General features: G+C 65.7%; 19 protein-coding genes. 14 read left to right on the top strand and 5 right to left on the bottom strand.

The window, feature by feature from the left end; all coding sequences use genetic code 11:
• The first annotated feature begins 71 nt into the window (after positions 1 to 71).
• From NCS58_RS03675 to NCS58_RS03650, 6 genes are all read left to right on the top strand, one after another.
• Positions 72 to 554, top strand: coding sequence for a cupin domain-containing protein (locus NCS58_RS03675; protein WP_035497879.1), 483 nt, complete (start codon positions 72 to 74; stop codon positions 552 to 554).
• A 142-nt stretch (positions 555 to 696) separates the two neighbouring features.
• Entirely contained in the window at positions 697 to 2,358 is a 1,662-nt protein-coding gene (locus NCS58_RS03670; protein ID WP_250537879.1) for an ABC transporter substrate-binding protein, read from the top strand.
• Positions 2,359 to 3,378, top strand: a complete 1,020-nt coding sequence (locus tag NCS58_RS03665; protein WP_061117644.1) for an ABC transporter permease — start codon at positions 2,359 to 2,361, stop codon at positions 3,376 to 3,378.
• A complete protein-coding gene (locus NCS58_RS03660; RefSeq protein ID WP_061117645.1) occupies positions 3,375 to 4,238 on the top strand; it encodes an ABC transporter permease in 864 nt (287 codons plus the stop codon). Before NCS58_RS03665 ends, NCS58_RS03660 begins: the two co-directional genes overlap by 4 nt.
• Positions 4,235 to 6,304: an ABC transporter ATP-binding protein gene (locus NCS58_RS03655; protein ID WP_250537877.1), complete on the top strand. Its 2,070-nt coding sequence runs from the start codon at positions 4,235 to 4,237 to the stop codon at positions 6,302 to 6,304. The genes NCS58_RS03660 and NCS58_RS03655 overlap by 4 nt, the downstream gene beginning before the upstream one ends.
• 88 nt (positions 6,305 to 6,392) lie before the next feature.
• Positions 6,393 to 6,812, top strand: a complete 420-nt coding sequence (locus NCS58_RS03650) for a hypothetical protein (protein WP_061117647.1) — start codon at positions 6,393 to 6,395, stop codon at positions 6,810 to 6,812.
• A 12-nt stretch (positions 6,813 to 6,824) separates the two neighbouring features.
• Here NCS58_RS03650 and NCS58_RS03645 read toward each other — a convergent pair whose 3' ends face one another.
• Genes NCS58_RS03645 through NCS58_RS03635 form a run of 3 tightly spaced genes read right to left on the bottom strand, consistent with a single transcriptional unit; the run spans position 6,825 to position 8,284 of the window.
• Positions 6,825 to 7,673, bottom strand: coding sequence for an aldo/keto reductase (locus NCS58_RS03645; RefSeq protein WP_250537875.1), 849 nt, complete (start codon positions 7,671 to 7,673; stop codon positions 6,825 to 6,827).
• Positions 7,674 to 7,700: 27 nt separating this feature from the next.
• A complete protein-coding gene (locus NCS58_RS03640) occupies positions 7,701 to 7,853 on the bottom strand; it encodes a hypothetical protein (RefSeq protein WP_250489877.1) in 153 nt (50 codons plus the stop codon).
• Positions 7,850 to 8,284, bottom strand: coding sequence for a hypothetical protein (locus NCS58_RS03635; RefSeq protein WP_311766295.1), 435 nt, complete (start codon positions 8,282 to 8,284; stop codon positions 7,850 to 7,852). Before NCS58_RS03635 ends, NCS58_RS03640 begins: the two co-directional genes overlap by 4 nt.
• Positions 8,285 to 8,854: 570 nt before the next feature.
• Here NCS58_RS03635 and NCS58_RS03630 point away from each other — a divergent pair.
• The gene (locus NCS58_RS03630) at positions 8,855 to 9,853 is read left to right on the top strand and encodes a LysR family transcriptional regulator (protein WP_061117650.1); all 999 of its coding nucleotides are present in this window, start codon (positions 8,855 to 8,857) and stop codon (positions 9,851 to 9,853) included.
• Positions 9,854 to 9,943: 90 nt separating this feature from the next.
• On the opposite strand, the gene NCS58_RS03625 is transcribed toward NCS58_RS03630, so the two are convergent.
• Positions 9,944 to 10,450: a plasmid fertility inhibition factor family protein gene (locus NCS58_RS03625; protein WP_086960950.1), complete on the bottom strand. Its 507-nt coding sequence runs from the start codon at positions 10,448 to 10,450 to the stop codon at positions 9,944 to 9,946.
• A gap of 234 nt (positions 10,451 to 10,684) precedes the next feature.
• Between NCS58_RS03625 and NCS58_RS03620 the strand changes: the two genes are divergently transcribed.
• The 5 genes from NCS58_RS03620 (at position 10,685) to pdeM (ending at position 17,124) form a co-directional block, all read left to right on the top strand.
• Entirely contained in the window at positions 10,685 to 11,725 is a 1,041-nt protein-coding gene (locus tag NCS58_RS03620; protein ID WP_061117651.1) for a ligase-associated DNA damage response exonuclease, read from the top strand.
• The gene (locus NCS58_RS03615) at positions 11,722 to 13,389 is read left to right on the top strand and encodes an ATP-dependent DNA ligase (RefSeq protein ID WP_250537872.1); all 1,668 of its coding nucleotides are present in this window, start codon (positions 11,722 to 11,724) and stop codon (positions 13,387 to 13,389) included. The genes NCS58_RS03620 and NCS58_RS03615 overlap by 4 nt, the downstream gene beginning before the upstream one ends.
• Positions 13,386 to 15,956, top strand: coding sequence for a ligase-associated DNA damage response DEXH box helicase (locus NCS58_RS03610; protein WP_250537871.1), 2,571 nt, complete (start codon positions 13,386 to 13,388; stop codon positions 15,954 to 15,956). Before NCS58_RS03615 ends, NCS58_RS03610 begins: the two co-directional genes overlap by 4 nt.
• A gap of 55 nt (positions 15,957 to 16,011) precedes the next feature.
• Entirely contained in the window at positions 16,012 to 16,350 is a 339-nt protein-coding gene (locus NCS58_RS03605) for a hypothetical protein (RefSeq protein ID WP_250537870.1), read from the top strand.
• Between the two features lie 84 nt (positions 16,351 to 16,434).
• Positions 16,435 to 17,124: a ligase-associated DNA damage response endonuclease PdeM gene (gene pdeM / locus NCS58_RS03600; protein WP_061117655.1), complete on the top strand. Its 690-nt coding sequence runs from the start codon at positions 16,435 to 16,437 to the stop codon at positions 17,122 to 17,124.
• Here the strand turns inward: pdeM and NCS58_RS03595 are convergent.
• A complete protein-coding gene (locus NCS58_RS03595) occupies positions 17,087 to 17,530 on the bottom strand; it encodes a hypothetical protein (protein WP_061117656.1) in 444 nt (147 codons plus the stop codon). The two genes, pdeM and NCS58_RS03595, sit on opposite strands and share 38 nt — an antisense overlap.
• Before the next feature lie 327 nt (positions 17,531 to 17,857).
• On the opposite strand from NCS58_RS03595, the gene NCS58_RS03590 reads away from it, so the two are divergent.
• Both NCS58_RS03590 and NCS58_RS03585 read left to right on the top strand, forming a co-directional pair.
• On the top strand, positions 17,858 to 19,030 hold the full coding sequence (locus NCS58_RS03590) for an MFS transporter (RefSeq protein ID WP_250537868.1): 1,173 nt from the start codon (positions 17,858 to 17,860) through the stop codon (positions 19,028 to 19,030).
• 22 nt (positions 19,031 to 19,052) lie between these two features.
• Positions 19,053 to 20,213, top strand: a complete 1,161-nt coding sequence (locus NCS58_RS03585) for an MFS transporter (protein WP_250537867.1) — start codon at positions 19,053 to 19,055, stop codon at positions 20,211 to 20,213.
• Positions 20,214 to 20,228: the final 15 nt, after the last annotated feature.

The following is a 20,228-nucleotide window of genomic DNA, read 5'->3' as shown; positions in this document are numbered from 1 at the left end:
AAGTCCGTTGCTCGCTCTGTTGGTGGCGGCAACGGACTTTTCCTTATCCGCAGACGATAAACCGTACCGACATGAGCGACGCACATCAGCACATCGATTGGCGCGAACACGGCGTCAAGGTCATCAAGGGCGATCAACTCGACACCAACACTCCGCAGACGCCGGGCATGAACCGCGCGGCTGCCATCAACGCGGCGCGCGTCGGCGCGCAGAAGATCTGGGCCGGCACGGTCACGATCCATCCGAATGCGAAGACCGGCGCGCATCACCATGGCGCGCTCGAGAGCGTCATTTATGTCGTGCGCGGCCAGGCGCGCATGCGCTGGGGCGAGCATCTCGAATTCACCGCCGAGGCCGGTCCCGGCGATTTCATTTTCGTGCCGCCCTACGTGCCGCATCAGGAAATCAACGCCAGCACCGACGATCCGCTCGAATGCGTGCTCGTGCGCAGCGACAATGAAGCGGTGGTGGTGAATCTCAACATCGATGCCGTGGAAAAGCCCGAGGAAGTCTATTGGGTCGATCCGATTCACAAGCATCCACACGATCACTGAAGCGGGCGCAGAGACGCGCGATGCAGCCTCGGCGCGCGCCTTGCTACCTCGCGAAGACGCGGCGGCGCTTTTCGGCGCGGCTAACCTGATCGCTTGCGCGGCGCAGCCCGGGCGAGCGCGACAACGACAACATCCGCACACGATGAAAAAACCTTCGACCGACGCGCATTTCCTCGACCTCGCCCGCCCGCATGCGGGCGAACTGGGCAATCACGCGATCGACGAGTTCATGGCCGGGCGCCTCACGCGCCGCGAGCTGCTGCGTCATGCGAGCATGCTCGGCATCGCGCTGTCGGCGGGCGGCCTCCTCGGCATGCCGGGCGCGCGTGCGCAAGGCGCGGGCAAGCCCGGCGGCACGATCCGCGTCGCGCATCTGATGCCCGCGGGCGCCGTCGATCCGCTCACCGTGACCGACGCCGCCGGTCTCGCGCTCATCAATCAGACGGGCGAATTCCTGATCGACGACGACAGCGAACATCTGACGCTCAAGCCCGCGCTCGCGCTGTCGTGGTCGTCGAATGCGAAAGGCGACGTATGGACCTTCAAGCTGCGCCAGAACGTGAAGTTCCACGACGGCCAGCCGATGACCGCGAAGGACGTCGTCGCCACGTTCAATCGCCTGTCCGATCCGGGCGCGGGCTCGGCGGCGCTGTCGGTGTTGAAGGGCGTGCTGTCGAAGGATTCGGCGAAGGCCATCGACGATCACACCGTCGAATTCCATCTCGATGCGCCCAACGGCAATTTCCCGTATTACGTTTCCTCGGATACGTATAACGCGGTGATCCTGCCGGCCAATTTCACCGGGCCCTACGAGAAGACCTTCATGGGCACAGGCGCGCTGAAGCTCGAGAAATACACGCCGAAGGTCGGTGCGTCTTTCGTGCGCAATCCCGACTACTGGGGCGAGAAATCGCTGCCCGATCGCGTGACCTTCTCCTTCTACGCCGACCAGCAGGCGCAACTCCTCGCGATGCAAGGCCGCCAGGCCGACGTGATGGGCGACTTCACCGTGCAGGGCGGCGTCTCGATTCTGACGAATCCGCAGTTCAAGGTGCTCGGCACGAAGTCGAGTTCGCATCGCCAGATTCACATGCGCTGCGACATGTCGCCGTTCAAGGACAAGCGCGTGCGTCAGGCGCTCGCGCTCGCGATCGACCGCGAGATCATCGTGAGGGGGCTCTTTCGCGGCCGCGCGACCGTCGGCAACGACAGCCCCTTCGCGCCGGTCTTTCCGTCGAGCGATCTCGCGGTGCCGCAGCGCAGGATCGACATCGCTCAAGCGAAGAAACTGATGAGCGAAGCCGGCGTCGCGAACGGCTTCGACGTCACGCTCACGACCGAGAAGTACATGGAGATTCCCGATCTCGCGGTCGTCGTGCAGAACGCGGCGAAGGCGATCGGCATTCGCATCCAGCTGAAGGTGGAGAGCCAGGACCTGTATTACGGCTCGGGCTCGTTCGGCAAGTCGGACTGGCTGGATTCGCCGCTCGGCATCACCGATTACGGGCATCGCGGCGTGCCGAACGTCTTCCTCAACGCGCCGTTGACGAGCGGCGGCACCTGGAACGCCGCGCACTTCAGGAATCCGCAATACGACCAGCTCGTCGCGCAGTTCGTCGCGGCGCTCGATGTCGCGTCGCAGAAGAAGTTGTCCGGCGAGATCCAGCGCCTGCTGCTCGATGAAACGCCGGTCGTGATCCCCTACTTCTACGACCAGCTGATCGTCACGCGCGCCAACGTCTCGGGCGTGCGCTTCAACGCGATCTCGCAGATGTGGTTCGACCGCGCGACGGTATCCGCGTAAATGAGCACGATCACGCCGACGGCGCACGTAGCCGACTTCGCCAAAATGAAACGCATCGTGCGCTTCATCGGCGTGCGGCTGCTGCTCGCGCTCGTCACGCTCTGGCTTTTGTCGATGATCGTCTTCGCCGGCGGTCAGCTCCTGCCGGGCGATGTCGGCCGCGCGATCCTCGGCCCGCTCGCCGATGCGCGCGCCGTCGCGGCGCTTAATCATCAACTGGGCGTCGACCGGCCGCTGTTCACGCAGTATTCGAGCTGGATCGGCCACTTCCTGCGCGGCGACATGGGCGAGTCATATGCGTTTCGCGCGCCGGTCGCGCCGTTCATCGGCAATGCGCTGTGGAACTCGGCGAAGCTCGGCGCGCTCGCGTTCGTCGTCGTGGTGCCGCTCGGCATCGCGGGCGGCGTCTACGCGGCGTTGCACGCGGGGCGCTGGATCGACAGAGTCATCAGCATCGGCGGACTGACGGCGACGGTCGTGCCGGAGTTCGTCTCGTCGATCGTGCTGATCCTGATCTTCGGCGTGTGGCTGCAATGGCTGCCGATCGAAGCGACCGCGCCCGCCGACGCCGGCGTTTTCACGCAACTGGCGCATCTGGTCCTGCCGGTGCTGCCGCTCGTCTTCGTGTTCTTCGGCTATATCGCGCGTATGGCGCGCGCGGGCACCGTCGAGGCGCTCGACGCCGATTACACGCGCACCGCGATTCTCAAAGGCCTGCCGCAGCGCGTCGTGATTCTTCGCCACGTGCTGCGCAATGCGCTCCTGCCGACCGTGACCGTCGCCGCGACGCAGCTCGGCTACATGATCGGCGGCCTCGTCGTCGTGGAGACGCTGTTCCACTATCAGGGCATCGGCTCGCTGATCTATACCGCCGCGCGAGGCAAGGACTTTCCGATGCTCGAAGCGGGCGTGCTGACCATCGGCGTGATCTATACGGCGGCGAATCTGATCGCGGACGCCCTCTACATCGTGCTCAACCCGCGTCTGCGTAACGCCGATTCGAGCGGAGACGCCCGATGAGCACGACCGTCGCGCCGCAAACGCCAGTCAGGCCGCGCCGCTTCGAAGCGCTCGGCGCGCTGATGCGCTCGGCCACCTTCGATATCGGCGTGCTGATCCTGCTCTTCTGGGTGCTGTGCGCGCTCTTCGGCCATTGGCTCGTGCCGCACGATCCCTACGCATCCGACCCGCTCAACTCGCTCGTCGCCCCTTCCGGCGATCACTGGTTCGGCACGGATCAGCTCGGCCGCGACGTGTTCGCGCGCGTGATCGTCGGCTCGCGCGACATCCTGACCATCGCGCCGCTCGCCACCTTGCTCGGCACCGCGGCGGGCACGGCGATCGGGCTCGTCGTCGGCTATTTCGACGGCTGGGTCGATGCCGTCGTCGGCCGCGTGATCGATGCGCTGCTGGCGCTGCCGCTCGTGATCGTCGCGCTGCTCGCGCTGGCCGCCGTCGGCGCGAGCAACACGACGGTGATTCTCGTCATCGGCCTGACGTTCGCGCCGATCACCGCGCGCACCGTGCGCGCAGCGGTCCTGAGCGAGCGCCATCTGGACTACGTGCTCGCGGCGCAACTGCGTGGCGAGAACGCGCTCTACATCATGTTCGCGGAGATCCTGCCGAATGTGCTGCCGCCGATCATCGTCGAGGCGACCGTGCGACTCGGCTACGCGATCTTCGCCGTCGCCACGCTCTCGTTCCTGGGTTTCGGCATCCAGCCGCCCTCGGCCGACTGGGGCCTCGCGCTGTCCGAAAGCTACACGCTGATGGCGGGCGGCGCGTGGTGGACCGTCGTTTTCGACGCCGCCGCGATCGCCTCGCTCGTGATCGCGGTCAATCTCGTCGCCGATGCCGTGCAAGGAGTGCTGGACCGATGAACGGACCGCCGCCATCGGCTTTCCCAACCTTCGGCGCCGCGAAAGGCGACCAGGCCGACGCGCTCACGATCGTCGGCCTCACCGTCGCGTATCGTTCGCGCGGCCGCGAGCGCGAGGTCCTGCAGGACGTGACATTGCGCGTGAAGCGCGGCGAGGCGTATGGGCTCGTCGGCGAATCGGGCTGCGGCAAGTCGACCGCCGCGCTCGCGGTGCTGCGCTACCTGCCGCGCAACGGGCGCGTGAAGGCGGGCCGCATATCGATCGCGGGGCGCGACGTCGCATCGCTGAACGCGGACGCGCTGCGCGGCATGCGCGCCAATGCCGTGTCGATGGTCTATCAGGATCCGGGGCGCGCGCTGAATCCGTCGCTCACGATCGCGCGGCAAGTCTCCGAGGCGTTCGAAGTCACGGGCGCATCCGCCGACGAAGCGCTGTCGCGCACCGCCGAGATGCTGAGGCGCGTGCGCATCGCCTCGCCCGAGCGCGTGATGGAGAGTTATCCGCATCAGTTGTCGGGCGGGATGCAGCAGCGCGTGGTCATCGCGATGGCGCTCGCGTGCAACCCCGAGCTGCTGATTCTCGACGAGCCGACGACCGGGCTCGATGCCACCGTCGAAGCCGAAGTGCTCGATCTCATCGCGCAGTTGCGCGCGGAGCTCGGCACGGCCGTGCTCTTCATCAGCCACAACCTCGCGGTGATCGGGCGCATGTGCGATCGCGTCGGCGTGTTGTATGCGGGCAAGCTCGTCGAGGAAGGCACGACCGCCGACGTGTTCGCGAAGCCCCGGCATCCATACACCGTCGGCCTGCTGCGCTGCCTGCCGCGTGAGGCGCTCGCCAAGGCAAGCGGGCGGCTCGATACGATTCCCGGCTCGCTGCCGTTGCCGGGATCGATCGCGCAGGGCTGCATCTTCGCGCCGCGCTGCAAGCTCGCCGACGAGCGCTGTCTCAGGGACGCGCCGCCGCCCTATCGCATCGCGTCGGCGCACGGCGATCAGATGGCGCGCTGCCACTATCACGAACGCGCGCACATGCTGCCGCGCTCGACCGAGGAAGCGCCGGCGTATGTCGCAAACGGCGAGGATCAGCCGCTCGCGCTGTCCGCGCGCAATCTCTCGAAGACCTTCCGTGTCGGCGATGAAGAAGTGCGCGCCGTGCACGACGTCTCGCTCGATCTCGTGCAAGGGGAGACGCTCGGACTCGTCGGCGAATCGGGCAGCGGCAAGACGACGCTCGCGAAGCTCCTGCTCGGACTCGTGTCGCCGGATAAAGGCGCGTCGCTCGAACTCGAGGGCGCGTTCCTGCCCGAGCGCGTGACCAAGCGCAGCGACGCGCAGGTGAAGTCCCTGCAGATCGTTTTCCAGAATCCGGATTCCGCGCTGAACCGCGCGCATTCGGTGCGGCGGCTGATCGCGCGTTCGCTGTCGAAGCTCGCGTCGCTGCACGGCGAGGCAAAGGAACAGCGCCTGCATACGCTGACGGAAGCCGTGCGCCTGCCGGCGCGCTATCTCGGCTCACGCACGCGGCAATTGTCGGGCGGACTGAAGCAGCGCGTCGCGATCGCGCGCGCGTTCGCGGGCGATCCGCGCGTCGTGGTCTGCGACGAGCCGACGTCCGCGCTGGACGTCTCCGTGCAGGCCGCGATCCTCAATCTGCTCGCGGACCTGCAGCGCGAGCGGCGCGTGAGCTACGTATTCATCTCGCACGATCTGCATGTCGTGCGTTATCTGTCGGACCGCATCGCGGTGCTGTATCTCGGGCGCATCATGGAGATCGGGCGCGCGGCCGCGGTCTTCGACGGACCGCAGCATCCGTACACCGAAGCATTGCTGTCGTCGATGCCGTCGATCGACGGGACGCACGCGAAGCGCATCCGGCTGTCGGGCGAGTTGCCGAGCGCGGCGAATCCGCCTTCGGGCTGCGTGTTTCATACGCGCTGCCCGCGCAAGATCGGCGCGATCTGCGAGACAGAAACGCCGCCGTGCCGCGATGCGGACGACGGGCACGCGATCCATTGCCACATTCCCGTCGACGAATTGCGAATCCTGCAGCGTCAAGAGCGATAAGCGCGGCAAAGCGCTCATTCGTCGGAACCAAAGCGGCTTCGCGCGTCTCTCATCGGTTCGATGTTCAACGATAACGAGGATTCAACCGATGAAACCCGCCCTTTCCGCCGCGCTCTGTGCGCTCACCTTCGGCGTCGCGATGGCCGCACAGGCGCAGACCGCGCCGCAGGCACCGACACCCGGCGCCGCCGATCCGAGCTTCTCCGCCTACGCGCTCGTTCAGCAGTGCGCCGCGAAAGCCGACAACACGGCGCAGGGCCAATGCGTGGGCGCGGTGCGCGGCATCGTGCGCGGTTATCAATATGGCGTGCTGTTCCTGTCGCAGCGCGCTTCGCTGCCGGTCAGCGAGACGCAGCGCATCTCGCTGTGCCTGACGGATACGACGGTGTCGTCGATCGTCGATGACTTCATCTCGGACGCGAAGCAGGTCAACGAAGCGGATCTCCGGCGAACGCCCGCCGAAGTCGCCGTGCTCGGCTCGGTGCACGCGCATCATGCGTGCACCTGATCGCGCGCGGCATCAGAGCATTTCCAGCGAGCGCTTCGACTTCGGCGGCTTGAACTGCTGATCGATGTCGGCGAGTTCGTCGGCGGACAAATGAAGGTCGAGCGCGGCGCGATTCTCCCGGACGTGCGCGAGGTCCGCCGCCTTTGGAATCGCAAACACCTGCGGCTGTTGCAGCACCCACGCGAGCGCGACCTGAAACGCCGACACGCCGCGCGCCGCCGCGATATTTTCGAGCGCGCCGCCACGCGGCAGGCGCGCGTGATCGACCGGGCTATATGCCATCGCGGGCATGCGGCGCTCGCGCAGCCACGGCAGCAGGTCGAATTCCGGCCCGCGCCGCGCGACGTTGTACAGGATCTGATCGGTTGCGCAGGCGTCGCCGTCGTCGATCGAAAAGAGCTCTTCGAGGTCGTCGGTGTCGAAGTTGCTCACGCCCCAATGCCGAATCTTGCCGTCGCGCTTCAGTTTCTCGAAGCCTGCGACCACGCCTTCCAGATCCTCGCCGCCGCGCCAGTGCAACAGATACAGATCGATGCGATCGGTCTTCAGACGCTTCAGGCTGCGTTCACATGCGACCTGCACGCCGCGCTCGCTGCCGTTATGCGGATATACCTTGCTGACGATGAACAGCTCGTCGCGCCGGTCGCCGAGCGCCTCCGCGACGAGCTTCTCGCTTTCGCCGTCGCCGTACATTTCGGCGGTATCGATGAGCGTCATGCCGAGTTCGACGCCTTCGCGCAGCGCGGCGATCTCGCTCTTGCGCGCGTTCGCGCGCTCGCCCATTTCCCAGGTGCCCTGACCGAGCTTCGGGATCGCTTCGCCCGTTGGAAGCGTGACTGTCGACGGACTGGATTGAGCCATGAAAAAGCCTCCTTGTGTGTCTGCCGATTATGGCGCAAGGAGCACGCCCGTCATGTCACACGAGTCCGACACGAGCGGCTGGAGCGCGATGAGCGAGCGGTCACGCCGCAGGCGGCGCACGCTGGAATTGTCCTCGACGCGCTTCTCCAGTTCGCCGATGGAAACCGCCGCGGCCGTCACTCTGAACGCGCGGCCGCCGCTCGCCGAGCCTGGGCCACACGCGCCGCGCTTCGTCGCGCAGCATAGTCACCTGCAGCCGCGCGGTGTCGGCGGCAGGCAGGCCGGTTGATGGCCTCCGGTGCCGTGCCGATCGCGGCGGACTCCGTTGCGCCGCCCGCGAGCAGGCCCGCATCCAGCTTCAGGACAATGACAGCGCCCAGCACGAGCGCGACCACGACGACGATGTCGACGATCAACGGCGCGCGTCGTAATCGACAGCCGCGCCCGATGTTCGCGAAGAACCGCAGGCCGCCCGTGAAACCGGGCGTAAAAATGAATAGCGCAAATACGATGTTCTTGAGATTCGCGAATAACACGCGCCGGTTTGACCGAGAAATCGACGCAACGCTGAGCATGCCGCAGACGCCGCGAGTTGAATGGCCCAACTTCACGAAGCCGATGAGATAGCCGATTGCGAGACTTCAAAACAGAAAAATTGTGCGGCAAGCGGGTTCCATATCACGGCAGCTTCAATATTTTTTGATCAGAATGGCGCACTTCTCGTTAAGTGAATCGAATAGGCTTTCGGTGTAATCTTTCAGTAAGACTCTTTATCAAAATACAAAATCAATAACCAAAATCTTTCAACGGGGCTTTCTGATATATCAATCCCCCGTTCGCAGTTGTGCCAGCAGGAAATTCGATGATTTAAGAAAACACCACATATATCATAAAAAATTCTGCGAAAAGTGAATCCGATCTGCCGAAAAGCCTTATATATAACGGCTCTGGAAAGGATCGTTCCAGATTAAAGAACGACGCCCCGGGTTCGATAACCGCTTCCCAAAACTAAGTCGGCCGCTCGTAAAAAAATCTCTTTTCCCTGCAAAACTTTCTGATTAATATTGCAATCTTGTCTGCCTGTCAATATTATCAGATTCATAGGCCGTCAATCGCTGGACACGCGCATGTGATATGCGCGTAGATCCGGCTCCACGTAGTACAACCGCGAGGCACTCACGATGAACCAGATTCATGCAATGCGCGTCTTCGTGCGCGTGGCGGACACAGAAAGTTTTCGCCGCGCCGCGCAACAACTAGACGTCTCGAACGCGCTGGTCACTCGGGCTATTGCCATGCTCGAAGCGCATTTGAGGACCCGCCTAATTAACCGCACGACCCGCAATCTTTCCCTCACCGAAGCCGGCACACGTTACCTGGAAGGCTGCCGCGCGTTGCTCGAAGAACTGGACCATCTGGAATCGACCGTCACCCACACGGAGGGCGAGCCGAGCGGCACGCTGCGCGTCGTCGCCTCTAGCGCGCTCTCGCTGCTCACGCTCACGCCGCTCATCGACGGCTTTCGAAAGGTCTATCCCAAGGTCAATGTGCGCCTGACTCTCGCCGAGCGGCACGTCGATCTTGTCGAGGACGGATACGACGTCGGCATTGTCACGGCTTTCATGGTGTCGAGCACGGCGCTCATCGAGCGGCCCGTCGGCACCAACTCGCTCGTGCCGGTCGCGACGCCGGCATTCGTCGCCGAGCATGGCATGCCCACCTCGCCCACCGACTTGCATGCACTGCCGTCCGTGGGACTGCCGAACGAGATGCGCAGCCAGACGTGGCACTTCCGGCATCGTCTCGGCGACGCGGATCAGATCACGCTCGCGCCCGTGTACACGGTCAACAATGGGCTGATGGTGCGTCTCGCCACGCTCAAGAGCATGGGCTTCTCGATCCTTCCCGAAGGCATCGTGCGCGCGGATCTCGAAGAAGGCACGCTCGTTCGCCTGCTGGACGGCTATTCGATCGACGACCCCGACATGAAGATATCGATCGTGTATCCGGGAAGGCAGTATCTGCCGGCGAAAACGCGCTTTTTCATCGACTACGCGCTCGACTATCTGGGCCGGGAATTCGCCGCCAGAGGCATGCGTTCCGAGGAGACCCTGCGCCCGCCAATGCAGTCGGTCATGCCCTTGCAAACGATGCGGGGCGCCTCGGCGACCGCGAACTGAAGACCTCTCGAACAAAAGGGCCGGATGGCGTCTGAGCCGTCCGCCCATTGGCGCCGCGAACCGAACATCATCGCCCGGTTCGCGCAGCGCTCAAGTCTCCCCGTACTCCGCACTTGACGCATCCGGCGCCGCGCACATCTCGCGCAGCAATGCCGCCTCGCGCTCGTGCACCTCCACCGGCATGCACAAGGCGCCGGCGTGAGCGAGATAGCGCGCGCGATGCTGCCCGTTGCGAAACGCAACGACCCCTTCCCGATGCACGCCCAGCAGTCCGAGCAAGCCCGGCGAGCGGCGCACGCTGATAGTAACGTAGGGCATTTCGGGTACGCGCGGATTGTCCGGGTCCAGGAACTCGCGGATGCCGCGCACCTTGCCCGCGTGCCAGTCATCGACGGCCTTGAGCACGTAATCGGTGTCGTCGCGATCGGCGCACTCGAGGAGTCTTCGGACGTCGACGAGCACGACCTGATGGCGCGAGCCGAAGTCGTTGAACACCCGTTTCAGGCGCACGAAGTCGTACTGCGGATGGCCCTGGAGCCTGACGATCCAGACCGCTTCTGCGGCGGTCGGCGCAACCATCGTGTCCATGTTCGGCATATGAAGGAGACCGCGGCGCGCGCGCCCCGTGCGCGCGTGTTTCGCTGGCATGCGGCCCGAGCGCAAGCCACTAAACATGCCGCGCGAGCCAAATAAACTTTTACACCCTAGACGCGATTCATGAAAGCGGCATGACGGGCACGTGGCGTGCTTTTGTTGCCAGAATCGAACACATCCACGTAGCCTGACAACACGCGCGGCAAGCGGCTGTCGGCACGCATCCCTCAACGATCAGTGAACACTTCTTCCGATCTCATCGTCGCGCGGCCCGAAGGTCTCTTCTGTGTGCCGGGCAACTTCCATATCGACCCTTGGCGGCCTGTCGAACGCGCGGTCATCACGCATGCGCACGCCGATCACGCGCGCTTCGGCCATGCGCATTATCTGGCTGCGCAACCGGGCGTCGGCGTGTTGTTGTCGAGGCTGCCGGGCATCGACGTGCAAGGGCTCGCCTATGGCGAAGCGGTCGTCGTGAACGGTGTGCGCGTGTCGCTGCATCCCGCGGGGCACGTGCTCGGCTCGGCGCAGGTGCGCGTCGAATACAAGGGGCGCGTGTGGGTTGCGTCCGGCGACTACAAGGTCGAGCCCGATCCGACCTGCGCGCCTTTCGAGCCCGTGCGCTGCGATACGTTCATCACCGAATCGACGTTCGGCCTGCCCATTTACCGATGGGACAGCGCGCACGAGATCTTCGACGGCATCGATTCATGGTGGCGGCACAACGCGGCACAAGGGCGCGCATCGGTGCTCTTCTGCTATTCGTTCGGCAAGGCGCAGCGCGTGCTCGCGGGCGTCGATGCGGCCATCGGCCCGATCTTCTGCCACGGCGCGGTCGAGCCGCTCAATCGCGCATACGCGCAAGCGGGCGTCGCGCTGCCGCAGACGCGCCTCGTCAGCGAAATCGCCGCGAAGGACAAGGCTGCCTTCAAGGGCGCGCTGATCGTCGCGCCGCCGTCCGCGCAAGGCAGCACGTGGATGCGCCGCTTCGGCGATTACAGCGATGCCTTCGCATCCGGCTGGATGCGCCTGCGCGGCACGCGGCGGCGCAAGGGCGTCGATCGCGGCTTCGTGCTCTCGGATCACGCCGACTGGCCCGGCCTGCAACTCGCGATCGGCGCGACGGGCGCGCAACGCGTGATCGTCACGCATGGCCAGATCGAGCCGATGGTGCGCTGGCTCTGCGAACAAGGGCTGGACGCGGGCGCCTTCAAGACCGAATACGGCGACGATGCCATCGAAGCCGATACGGCAGAGCCCGAGAGCGCCGCCTCATGAAGCGCTTCGCGACGCTCTACGCCGCGCTCGACGCGACGACATCGACCAACGAAAAGCTCGAAGCGCTGATTGCGTATTTCTCGGGCGCGGAGCCGGAAGACGCGGCGTGGGCGTCGTACTTTCTCGCGGGCGGCAAGCCGCGCCAGTCGGTGCCGACGCGCCTTCTCACCGAGTTCGCGCGCGAACGCGCGGGCTTGCCGGAGTGGCTTTTCGAGGAGTCCTATCAGGCGGTCGGTGATCTCGCGGAAACGATCGCGCACGTGCTGCCGCCCGCCTCGGGCGAATCGTCGCTCGGGCTCGCGCAGTGGATCGAGGAACGCGTGCTGACCTTGCGCGGCGCGAATCCGCCGGAGCTGCGCGAACGGCTTCTGAGCTACTGGGACGAGCTGAACTGGAGCGAGCGCTTTCTGCTGACGAAGCTGATCGGCGGCGGCTTTCGTGTGGGCGTCGCGCGGCAGCTCGTCGTGCGCGCGCTCGCGCAGGTCGCGGGTGTCGATCACAAGCGCATCGCGCAACGCATGGTCGGCTGGACCGATTCCCGGCAGGCGCCGGGCGCGGCCCGCTATCTGCGGCTGATCGCGCCGGCCGCCGAAGGCGACGACGTCGACACGCCGCACGAAAGCGATATCGGCCTGCCCTATCCGTTCTTCCTCGCGCATCCTTTGCAGGCGGACCCGGCGACGCTCGGTTCGCCCAACGACTGGATCGTCGAATGGAAATGGGACGGTATACGCGCGCAGCTCGTGAAGCGCGCGGGCCGCGTGTGGATCTGGTCGCGCGGCGAGGATCTCGTCACGGAGCGTTTTCCCGAGCTCGCGTCGCTCGGTGCGGCGCTGCCCGACGGCACCGTGATCGACGGCGAGATTCTCGCGTGGGAGCCGGGCGCGAACGCGCCACTGCCCTTTGCGCGCCTGCAACCGCGCATCACGCGCAAGTCGCTCACCAAAAAGGTGCTCGCCGATTCACCCGCCGCGCTGCTCGCCTACGATCTCCTCGAGACCGATGGCCGGGATCTGCGCATGGAGACCCTGCACGAACGGCGCACTCGTCTGGATGCGCTCGCTCACTCGCTCTCCACATCGCTCGCGGTCGACTTGCTGCGCGTATCGCCGACGGTGGTCGCATCGGACTGGCCCGCGCTTGCCGCATTGCGCGACGAGAGCCGCGCGCGCGGCGTAGAAGGATTGATGCTGAAGGAACGCGCGTCGATGTACGGCGTCGGGCGCACGAAGGCGTCGGGCACGTGGTGGAAGTGGAAGATCGATCCGTATTCGATCGATGCCGTGCTGCTCTACGCGCAGCGCGGCCACGGACGGCGCGCGAGTCTCTACACGGATTTCACCTTCGCCGTGTGGGACGAAGCCGATGGCGTGCGCACGCTCGTGCCCTTCGCGAAGGCCTATTCCGGGCTGACCGACGAAGAAATGCGCCAGGTCGATGCGATCGTGCGCAAGACGACAATCGAGAAATTCGGGCCGGTGCGCAGCGTCACGCCGACGCTCGTCTTCGAGATCGGCTTCGAAGGAATACAGGCGAGCCCGCGCCACAAATCGGGCATCGCCGTGCGCTTTCCGCGCATGTTGCGCTGGCGCACCGACAAGAAGATCGAAGACGCCGATACGCTCGACATGCTGAAGGGCTTCCTGAACGAGGCGACGGCATGAGCGCGCCGCGTCCCCGCCGCGTGCCGCGCACGCGTGCGGCGCAGGCGAAGCTCGACGCGGCAGCCGAGATTTTCACGCCCGCGCCTTTCGCCTACGACGAGAACGAAGCCGTCAGGCCGATCGACGAGCGCATCGCGCATTGGTTCGACGACCGCGGCTGGCAGCCGTTCGAGTTCCAGCGCGAAGCGTGGCGCGAGATCGCGCGCGGCGCGAGCGGCCTGCTGCATGCGACGACCGGCGCGGGCAAGACCTGGGCCGTGTGGCTCGGCGCGCTCGCCGCGTATGCCCACGCGCCGCCGAAGCCGAACGCATTGCCCGCGCCGCTGACCGTCCTCTGGATCACGCCGATGCGCGCGCTCGCCGCCGACAGCGCCCGCGCGCTGCAAAGCGCGGTGAGCGCGCTGTCCGTGCCGTGGACGGTCGGCCTGCGCACCGGCGACACGTCGTCGACGGAACGCGCGCGCCAGAATCGCCGCATGCCCTCCGCGCTCGTGACGACGCCCGAAAGCCTCACGCTGATGCTCACGCGCGCCAATGCGCAGGAGGAACTGAAGCACCTGCGCATGATCGTCGTCGATGAATGGCACGAGTTGCTCGGCAACAAACGCGGCACGCAGACGCAACTCGCGATCGCGCGGCTCGCGCGCTGGCGGCCGGAATTGCAGATCTGGGGCCTGTCCGCCACGCTCGGCAACCTCGCGCTCGCGCACGATGCGTTGCTGCATCCCGTGAAAACGCCGCGCGTCGTCGTGCGCGGCGCGCAGCCGAAGACGCTCGTCGTCGATACGCTGATACCGGAGACGATCGAGCGCTTTCCGTGGGGCGGGCATCTCGGCGTGCGGCAGGTCCGCCCCGTCGCCGATGAAATCGATCACGCGCAGAGCTCGCTCGTATTCACCAACACGCGCTCGCAATCGGAGATCTGGTATCGCGCGCTGCTCGACCTGCGGCCGGAGTGGGCGGGCCTGCTCGCGCTGCATCACGGCTCGCTCGACAAGGAGGTGCGCGATTGGGTGGAACTCGGCCTGAAGAACGGGCAACTGAAGGCGGTCGTGTGCACGTCGAGCCTCGATCTGGGCGTCGATTTTCTGCCGGTCGATCGCGTGTTCCAGATCGGCTCGCCGAAGGGCGTCGCGCGGCTCATGCAGCGCGCGGGGCGCTCCGGCCACGCGCCGGGCCGCGTCTCGCGCGTGACGATCGTGCCGACGCATGCGCTCGAACTCGTCGAAGCAGCGGCGGCGCGCTGGGCGATTCAGGAGCATCGCATCGAAGGCCGCGACATGCCGTTGAAGCCGCTCGACGTGCTGGTGCAGCATCTCGTGACGGTGGCGATCGGCGGCGGCTTCACGCCCGCCGACATGCTCGACGAAGTCCGCACCGCGTATGCGTATCGCGATCTGAAGGCGCACGAGTTCGACTGGGCGCTCGCGTTCGTGGAGCGCGGCGGCACGTCGCTCAAGGCGTATCCGGACTTTCATCGCGTCGTGAAGGGCGATGACGGCGTCTATCGCGTGCCGCGCGAGGATCTCGTGCGCCGGCATCGCAACAACGTCGGAACGATCGTTGCAAACGCAACCATCAACGTGGCGTATATGACGGGCGGGCGCATCGGCGCGATGGAGGAATCGTTCATCTCGCGCCTGAAGCCCGGCGACGTCTTCACCTTCGGCGGACGCGCGCTCGAACTCGTGCGCGTGCGCGACATGACCGCCTATGTGAAACGCGCGAGCTCGTCGCGCGGCGCGATGCCGCAATGGGCCGGCAGCAAAATGCCGCTCTCGTCCGAACTCGCGGACGCCGCGCTCGTGATGCTCGCGCGCGCCAGCGACGGCATCTACGACGAGCCCGAAATGCGCGCAGTCAAGCCGCTGCTCGACCTGCAGGCGAAGTGGTCCGCGCTGCCGGGGCCGGGCGTGCTCGTCGTCGAACTGGTGCGCTCGCGCGAAGGTCATCACTTCTTCTGCTATCCGTTCGCGGGCCGCATGGCGCATATCGGTCTGGGATCGCTGTTCGGCTGGCGGGCGTCACGCGACCAGCCCGGCACGTTCTCCATTTCGATGAACGACTACGGCTTCGAGTTGCTGTCGGCGCGGCCGTTCGACTGGGAAACGCTCATCGCGCAAGGCCTCTTTTCGCCGCAGAATCTGGAGCACGACATCCTGGCGAGTCTCAACGCCTCCGAACTGTCGGCGCGGCGTTTTCGCGAGATAGCGCGCGTGTCGGGGCTGATTTATCAAGGCCATCCGGGGCAGCAAAAAAGCGCGCGGCAGTTGCAGGCGTCGAGCGGACTGTTCTACGAAGTCTTCCGCAAGCACGACAGCGAGAATCTGCTGCTCGCGCAGGCGGATCAGGAAGTGATGCTGCAGGAGCTCGAGCTGGGCCGCATCCGCGCCGCGTTGCAGCGCATGAGCGCGAGCCGCCTCGTGCTCACGCGTCCGAAGAAGCCGACGCCTTTCGCGTTCCCGCTGATCGTCGCGCGGCTGCGCGAGAAGGTGAGCACGGAGAAGCTGTCGGATCGCGTCGAGCGCATGCTCGCGGATCTGGAGAAGGCGGCGCTGCGTCCCTGATGCTTTTCGTGCTGGCGGCGGGGCGAATTCGAACTTCGTCGAAAGAGGGAGTGCAATGAGCACGGCGATGCAGAACGCGCTGAAGCCCGTTCCGGCACAACTCATCGACATCACGTTGAGCAGGTCGGCCAATTCGCTGAGGCAATCGCTGTTTGATTTCCGGCCAGGCCATGTCATCCCTATTCTGCCGGCGGGGAGCTCGTCCGTGAACGGATGCCCGGTCAGCTACACTTGGCGGCTGGAAGTCGACGACGTGTCGATCACGCGATTCGCCGCCGTGAACGGCAACCCTCCGGCACGCGCATCGAGACCGGACCCGCGTATGAAGTGCGGGCCGAAGGCGACGCCTCTTTCTCATCGACGCATCACGCGCGGGAATGCGGCGCATCGGTAAGCAAGGTACTCGGCGAAGCGCTTCGCGGGGCGCCGGTCCTGCGGGCAGACGCCGGCATCTGAACATCAATCCACGCTCAATTTAATGGCAGTCGAAGCCCTGACCATCGACCTGGACGGCCACGCGCTCGTTTTATCGGCAGACCGCGCGGCCTTCGATCCGCTCTTGAACACGCTGTTCATCGCGGACGCGCATTTCGGCAAGGACGCGGTGTTCCGCGCGCGCGGCATTCCGGTGCCCGTCGGCACGACCGGCGAAAGTCTGGCGCGGCTCGATGCGCTCGTCGCGGCGCATCGGCCGGAATCGATCGTTTTTCTCGGCGATTTGCTGCACGCCCGCGAATCCCACGCCGATGAGACGCTCGACGCGCTGGCCGCGTGGCGCGCGAAGCATCGCGAGCTGGAACTCGTGCTGGTCGAAGGCAATCACGACAAACATGCGGGCGCGCTGCCCGCCATGTTCGGCGTCGATGTCGTAAAGGAACCGCACGTGCTCGGGCCGTGGGCGCTTTGCCATCATCCGCAGACGGTCGATGGCGCTTACGCGCTCGCCGGACACGAGCATCCTGTATACCGGCTCGCGACGCGCGTCGACAGCGTGCGCCTGCCCTGCTTTCGCTTCGGACCGCGCGCGGGCGTGCTGCCCGCGTTCGGCGCGTTCACGGGCGGCTTCGAGGTGAACGGCGCAGTGCGCGCCGAAGCGCTGTACGTGATCGCCGGCGAGCGCGTGTTTCCGCTCAGTGATAGGTCGTCGTCGACGATTGCAGCTTCGTGAGCTTGCCACGCTGGAAGCCGTACCAGCCGAGATTCGACTGCATCACCACTTCCTCGCCCTGCCAGAACACGCGCCTGACCGTCATGCGCTGACTCACGCGCTGCACGAGCGGCGGATTGCGGCGGAAATCGTAGAGCACCGGGCCGGTGTCGGACTGCACGAGCATGCGCGTGACCGTGGCGCTTCCGCCGGACGTTTCATCGAAATGCGCAATGCGCTTGGCATCGAAGCGATCGAACACCTGTGTGTCGATGAGCGCGGCCATGCCGGATTCGTCGCGCAGGAAATGCAGCGCGCCCGCCTTCGTGGCGATGGGGCCGGCGGCGTCGCTCTGGGCATGCGCGAGCGCGCCGAGCAGCAACGTGGATGCGAGTGCGAAGCGAATATAGATTTTTGACAGTGACATCTTCGTGTTCGGTAGTTGATGCGTTCTTGTTGCAGCGTTTTTCCAACACTCTCCGGCATCTGCGACACGCAAGGATTGCACGGCCGCACGCGTGTTACCGGAAACATCTGACGCATGGCGGCGTGGCATCCGAAAGACCCGTGCGCCGCCGGCGCGTGCAGAAGAATATCCGTTCAGACGAGGCGTGGCTCGGGCCGGTCGGTATCAGGGTTTATACCAGCATCGAAAATGACCTTTCGGTACAATTCGAGCCTTCAACTCCGCCTCGGCGCCTGCATCGCTCACTCCGACGATGCGCCCAGACGTGACACCTCGTCCGCCTCCACCATGCCTCTGCCTCTTTTCGCTCTCGCCATTGCCGCGTTCGGCATCGGCACGACCGAATTCGTCATCATGGGACTGTTGCCCAACGTCGCGCGCGATCTCGCGGTGTCGATTCCGGCGGCCGGCATGCTCGTGTCGGGCTACGCGCTCGGCGTCACGGTCGGCGCGCCGATTCTGGCGGTGGTCACCGCAAAGATGCCGCGCAAGAAGGCGCTGATGAGCCTGATCGGTGTGTTCATCGTCGGCAACCTGCTGTGCGCGCTGGCGCCGAACTACTGGGTGCTGATGGGCGCGCGCATCGTCACCGCTTTCTGCCACGGCGCGTTCTTCGGCATCGGCTCGGTCGTCGCCGCCGATCTCGTCGCGCCGAACCGCCGCGCGCAGGCCATCGCGCTGATGTTCACCGGACTCACGCTCGCCAACGTGCTCGGCGTGCCGCTCGGCACCGCGCTCGGCCAGGCTGCCGGCTGGCGCTCGACCTTCTGGGTTGTCACGCTGATCGGCGTCGCCGCGGCGGGCGCGCTCGCCGTGTGCCTGCCCAAGCACATCGAGATGCGCGACACCAGCATCCTGCGCGAATTCGACGTGCTCAAGAACCCGCAAGTGCTGATGGTCCTCGGCATCAGCGTGCTCGCGTCGGCCAGTTTGTTCTCGGTGTTCACGTATATCACGCCGATCCTCGAAGACATAACCGGCTTTTCGCCGCACGCGGTCACCTACGTGCTGCTGCTTTTCGGCCTCGGTCTCACGGTCGGCAGCACGCTCGGCGGGAAGCTCGCGGACTGGAAGCTGCTGCGCTCGCTGCTGACGTTCCTTTTGTCGATCGTCGTGATCCTGACGATCTTCGCCGGCACCATGCACGAGCCTATCCCGGCGATGATCACGATCTTCTTCTGGGGCGTGCTCGCGTTTGCGATCGTGCCGCCGCTGCAAATGCTGATCGTGAATCGCGCGAGCGATGCGCCGAATCTCGCATCGACGCTGAATCAGGGCGCGTTCAATCTCGGCAACGCGACGGGCGCGTGGCTCGGCGGCTGCGTGATCAGCGCGGGCGCGCCGCTCACGTCGCTGCCGTGGGTCGGCATTCTGATGGCGGTGAGCGCGTTCGGCCTCACGCTGCTGTCGGCGACGCTCGACAAGCGCGGGCGCCGTCTTTCGATCGGACAAGCCGCCTGATTTCCGGCGCGCGGTACGTTGCATGAACGGCATTCTCTCGCGTGACTTTCTCGCGCTGATCCTGAGCGTCGCGGTCGTCGGCCTCGGGCTGGGCGCGACGCTGCCGTTGACCGCGCTCGCGCTCACGCAGGCGGGCTACGGCACCGGCATCGTCGGGCTGATGACGGCGATGCAGGCGGGCGGCGGTCTCGCCGTCGCGCCGTTCGCGAGCCGCGTCGCCGCACGGTGCGGTGCGCGCGAGACGATCGTGGGCACGGTGATCGTCGCGGCGCTCTCCACCATCGCGATGCAGTTCACCGTCGATCTCTGGCTGTGGGCCGTGCTGCGCTTGCTGTGCGGCGCCGCGCTGATGCTGCTCTTCACGATCGGCGAGGCGTGGGTCACGCAACTCGCCGACGATTCGACGCGCGGGCGCGTCGTCGCGATCTACGCGACCAACTTCACGCTCTTCCAGATGACGGGCCCGGTGCTCGTCAGCGTGATCGGCGGTCTGCCGTCGATGCGCTTCGCGATCTGCGGCGCGAACTTTCTGCTGGCGTTGCCCGCGCTCGCGTCGATACGCGGCACGCCGCACACGCTCGCATCCGGCGACGGCGAACATGGCGACTGGCGGCAAGTGCTGCCGCGCATGCCCGCGCTCGTGATCGGCACGGGCTTTTTCGCCCTTTTCGACACGCTCGCGCTCTCGCTGATGCCGCTCTTCGCCATGTCGCACGGCATCAACGAGGAAGTCGGCGTGCTATTCGCCTCGGCCATCCTGTTCGGCGACACGACGATGCAATTTCCCATCGGCTGGCTCGCCGATCGCATCGGGCGCGCGAAGGTGCATGCGGGCGCGGGCGTGGTCGTAGTGCTGCTGTTGCCGTTGCTGCCGTGGGCGATGCCGCACCCGTGGATCTGCCGGCCGCTGCTCTTCGTGATCGGCGCGGCGGCGGGCAGCATCTACACGCTCTCGATCGTCGCGTGCGGCGAGCGCTTCCGCGGCCCGACGCTCGTGTCGGCGACGGCGATCGTCGGCGCGTCGTGGAGCGTGGCGAGTTTCGGCGGACCGATGATTGCGGGGACGCTGATGCAGCGCGTCGGCGCGGATGCGTTGATCGGCGTGTTGACGGTGGCGGCGGGTGCGTTTCTGGTGGCGGCGTGGTGGGAGCGGCGTGCGTCGTCCGCGCGGGTATCGGAGTGAACGTCGTACATGTCG

The organism is Caballeronia sp. INML3B, from assembly GCF_023631305.1.
GTDB lineage: Bacteria > Pseudomonadota > Gammaproteobacteria > Burkholderiales > Burkholderiaceae > Caballeronia > Caballeronia turbans.
The sequence above is the reverse complement of the archived record's forward strand: the minus strand, read 5'-3'. Positions and strand labels throughout refer to the sequence as shown.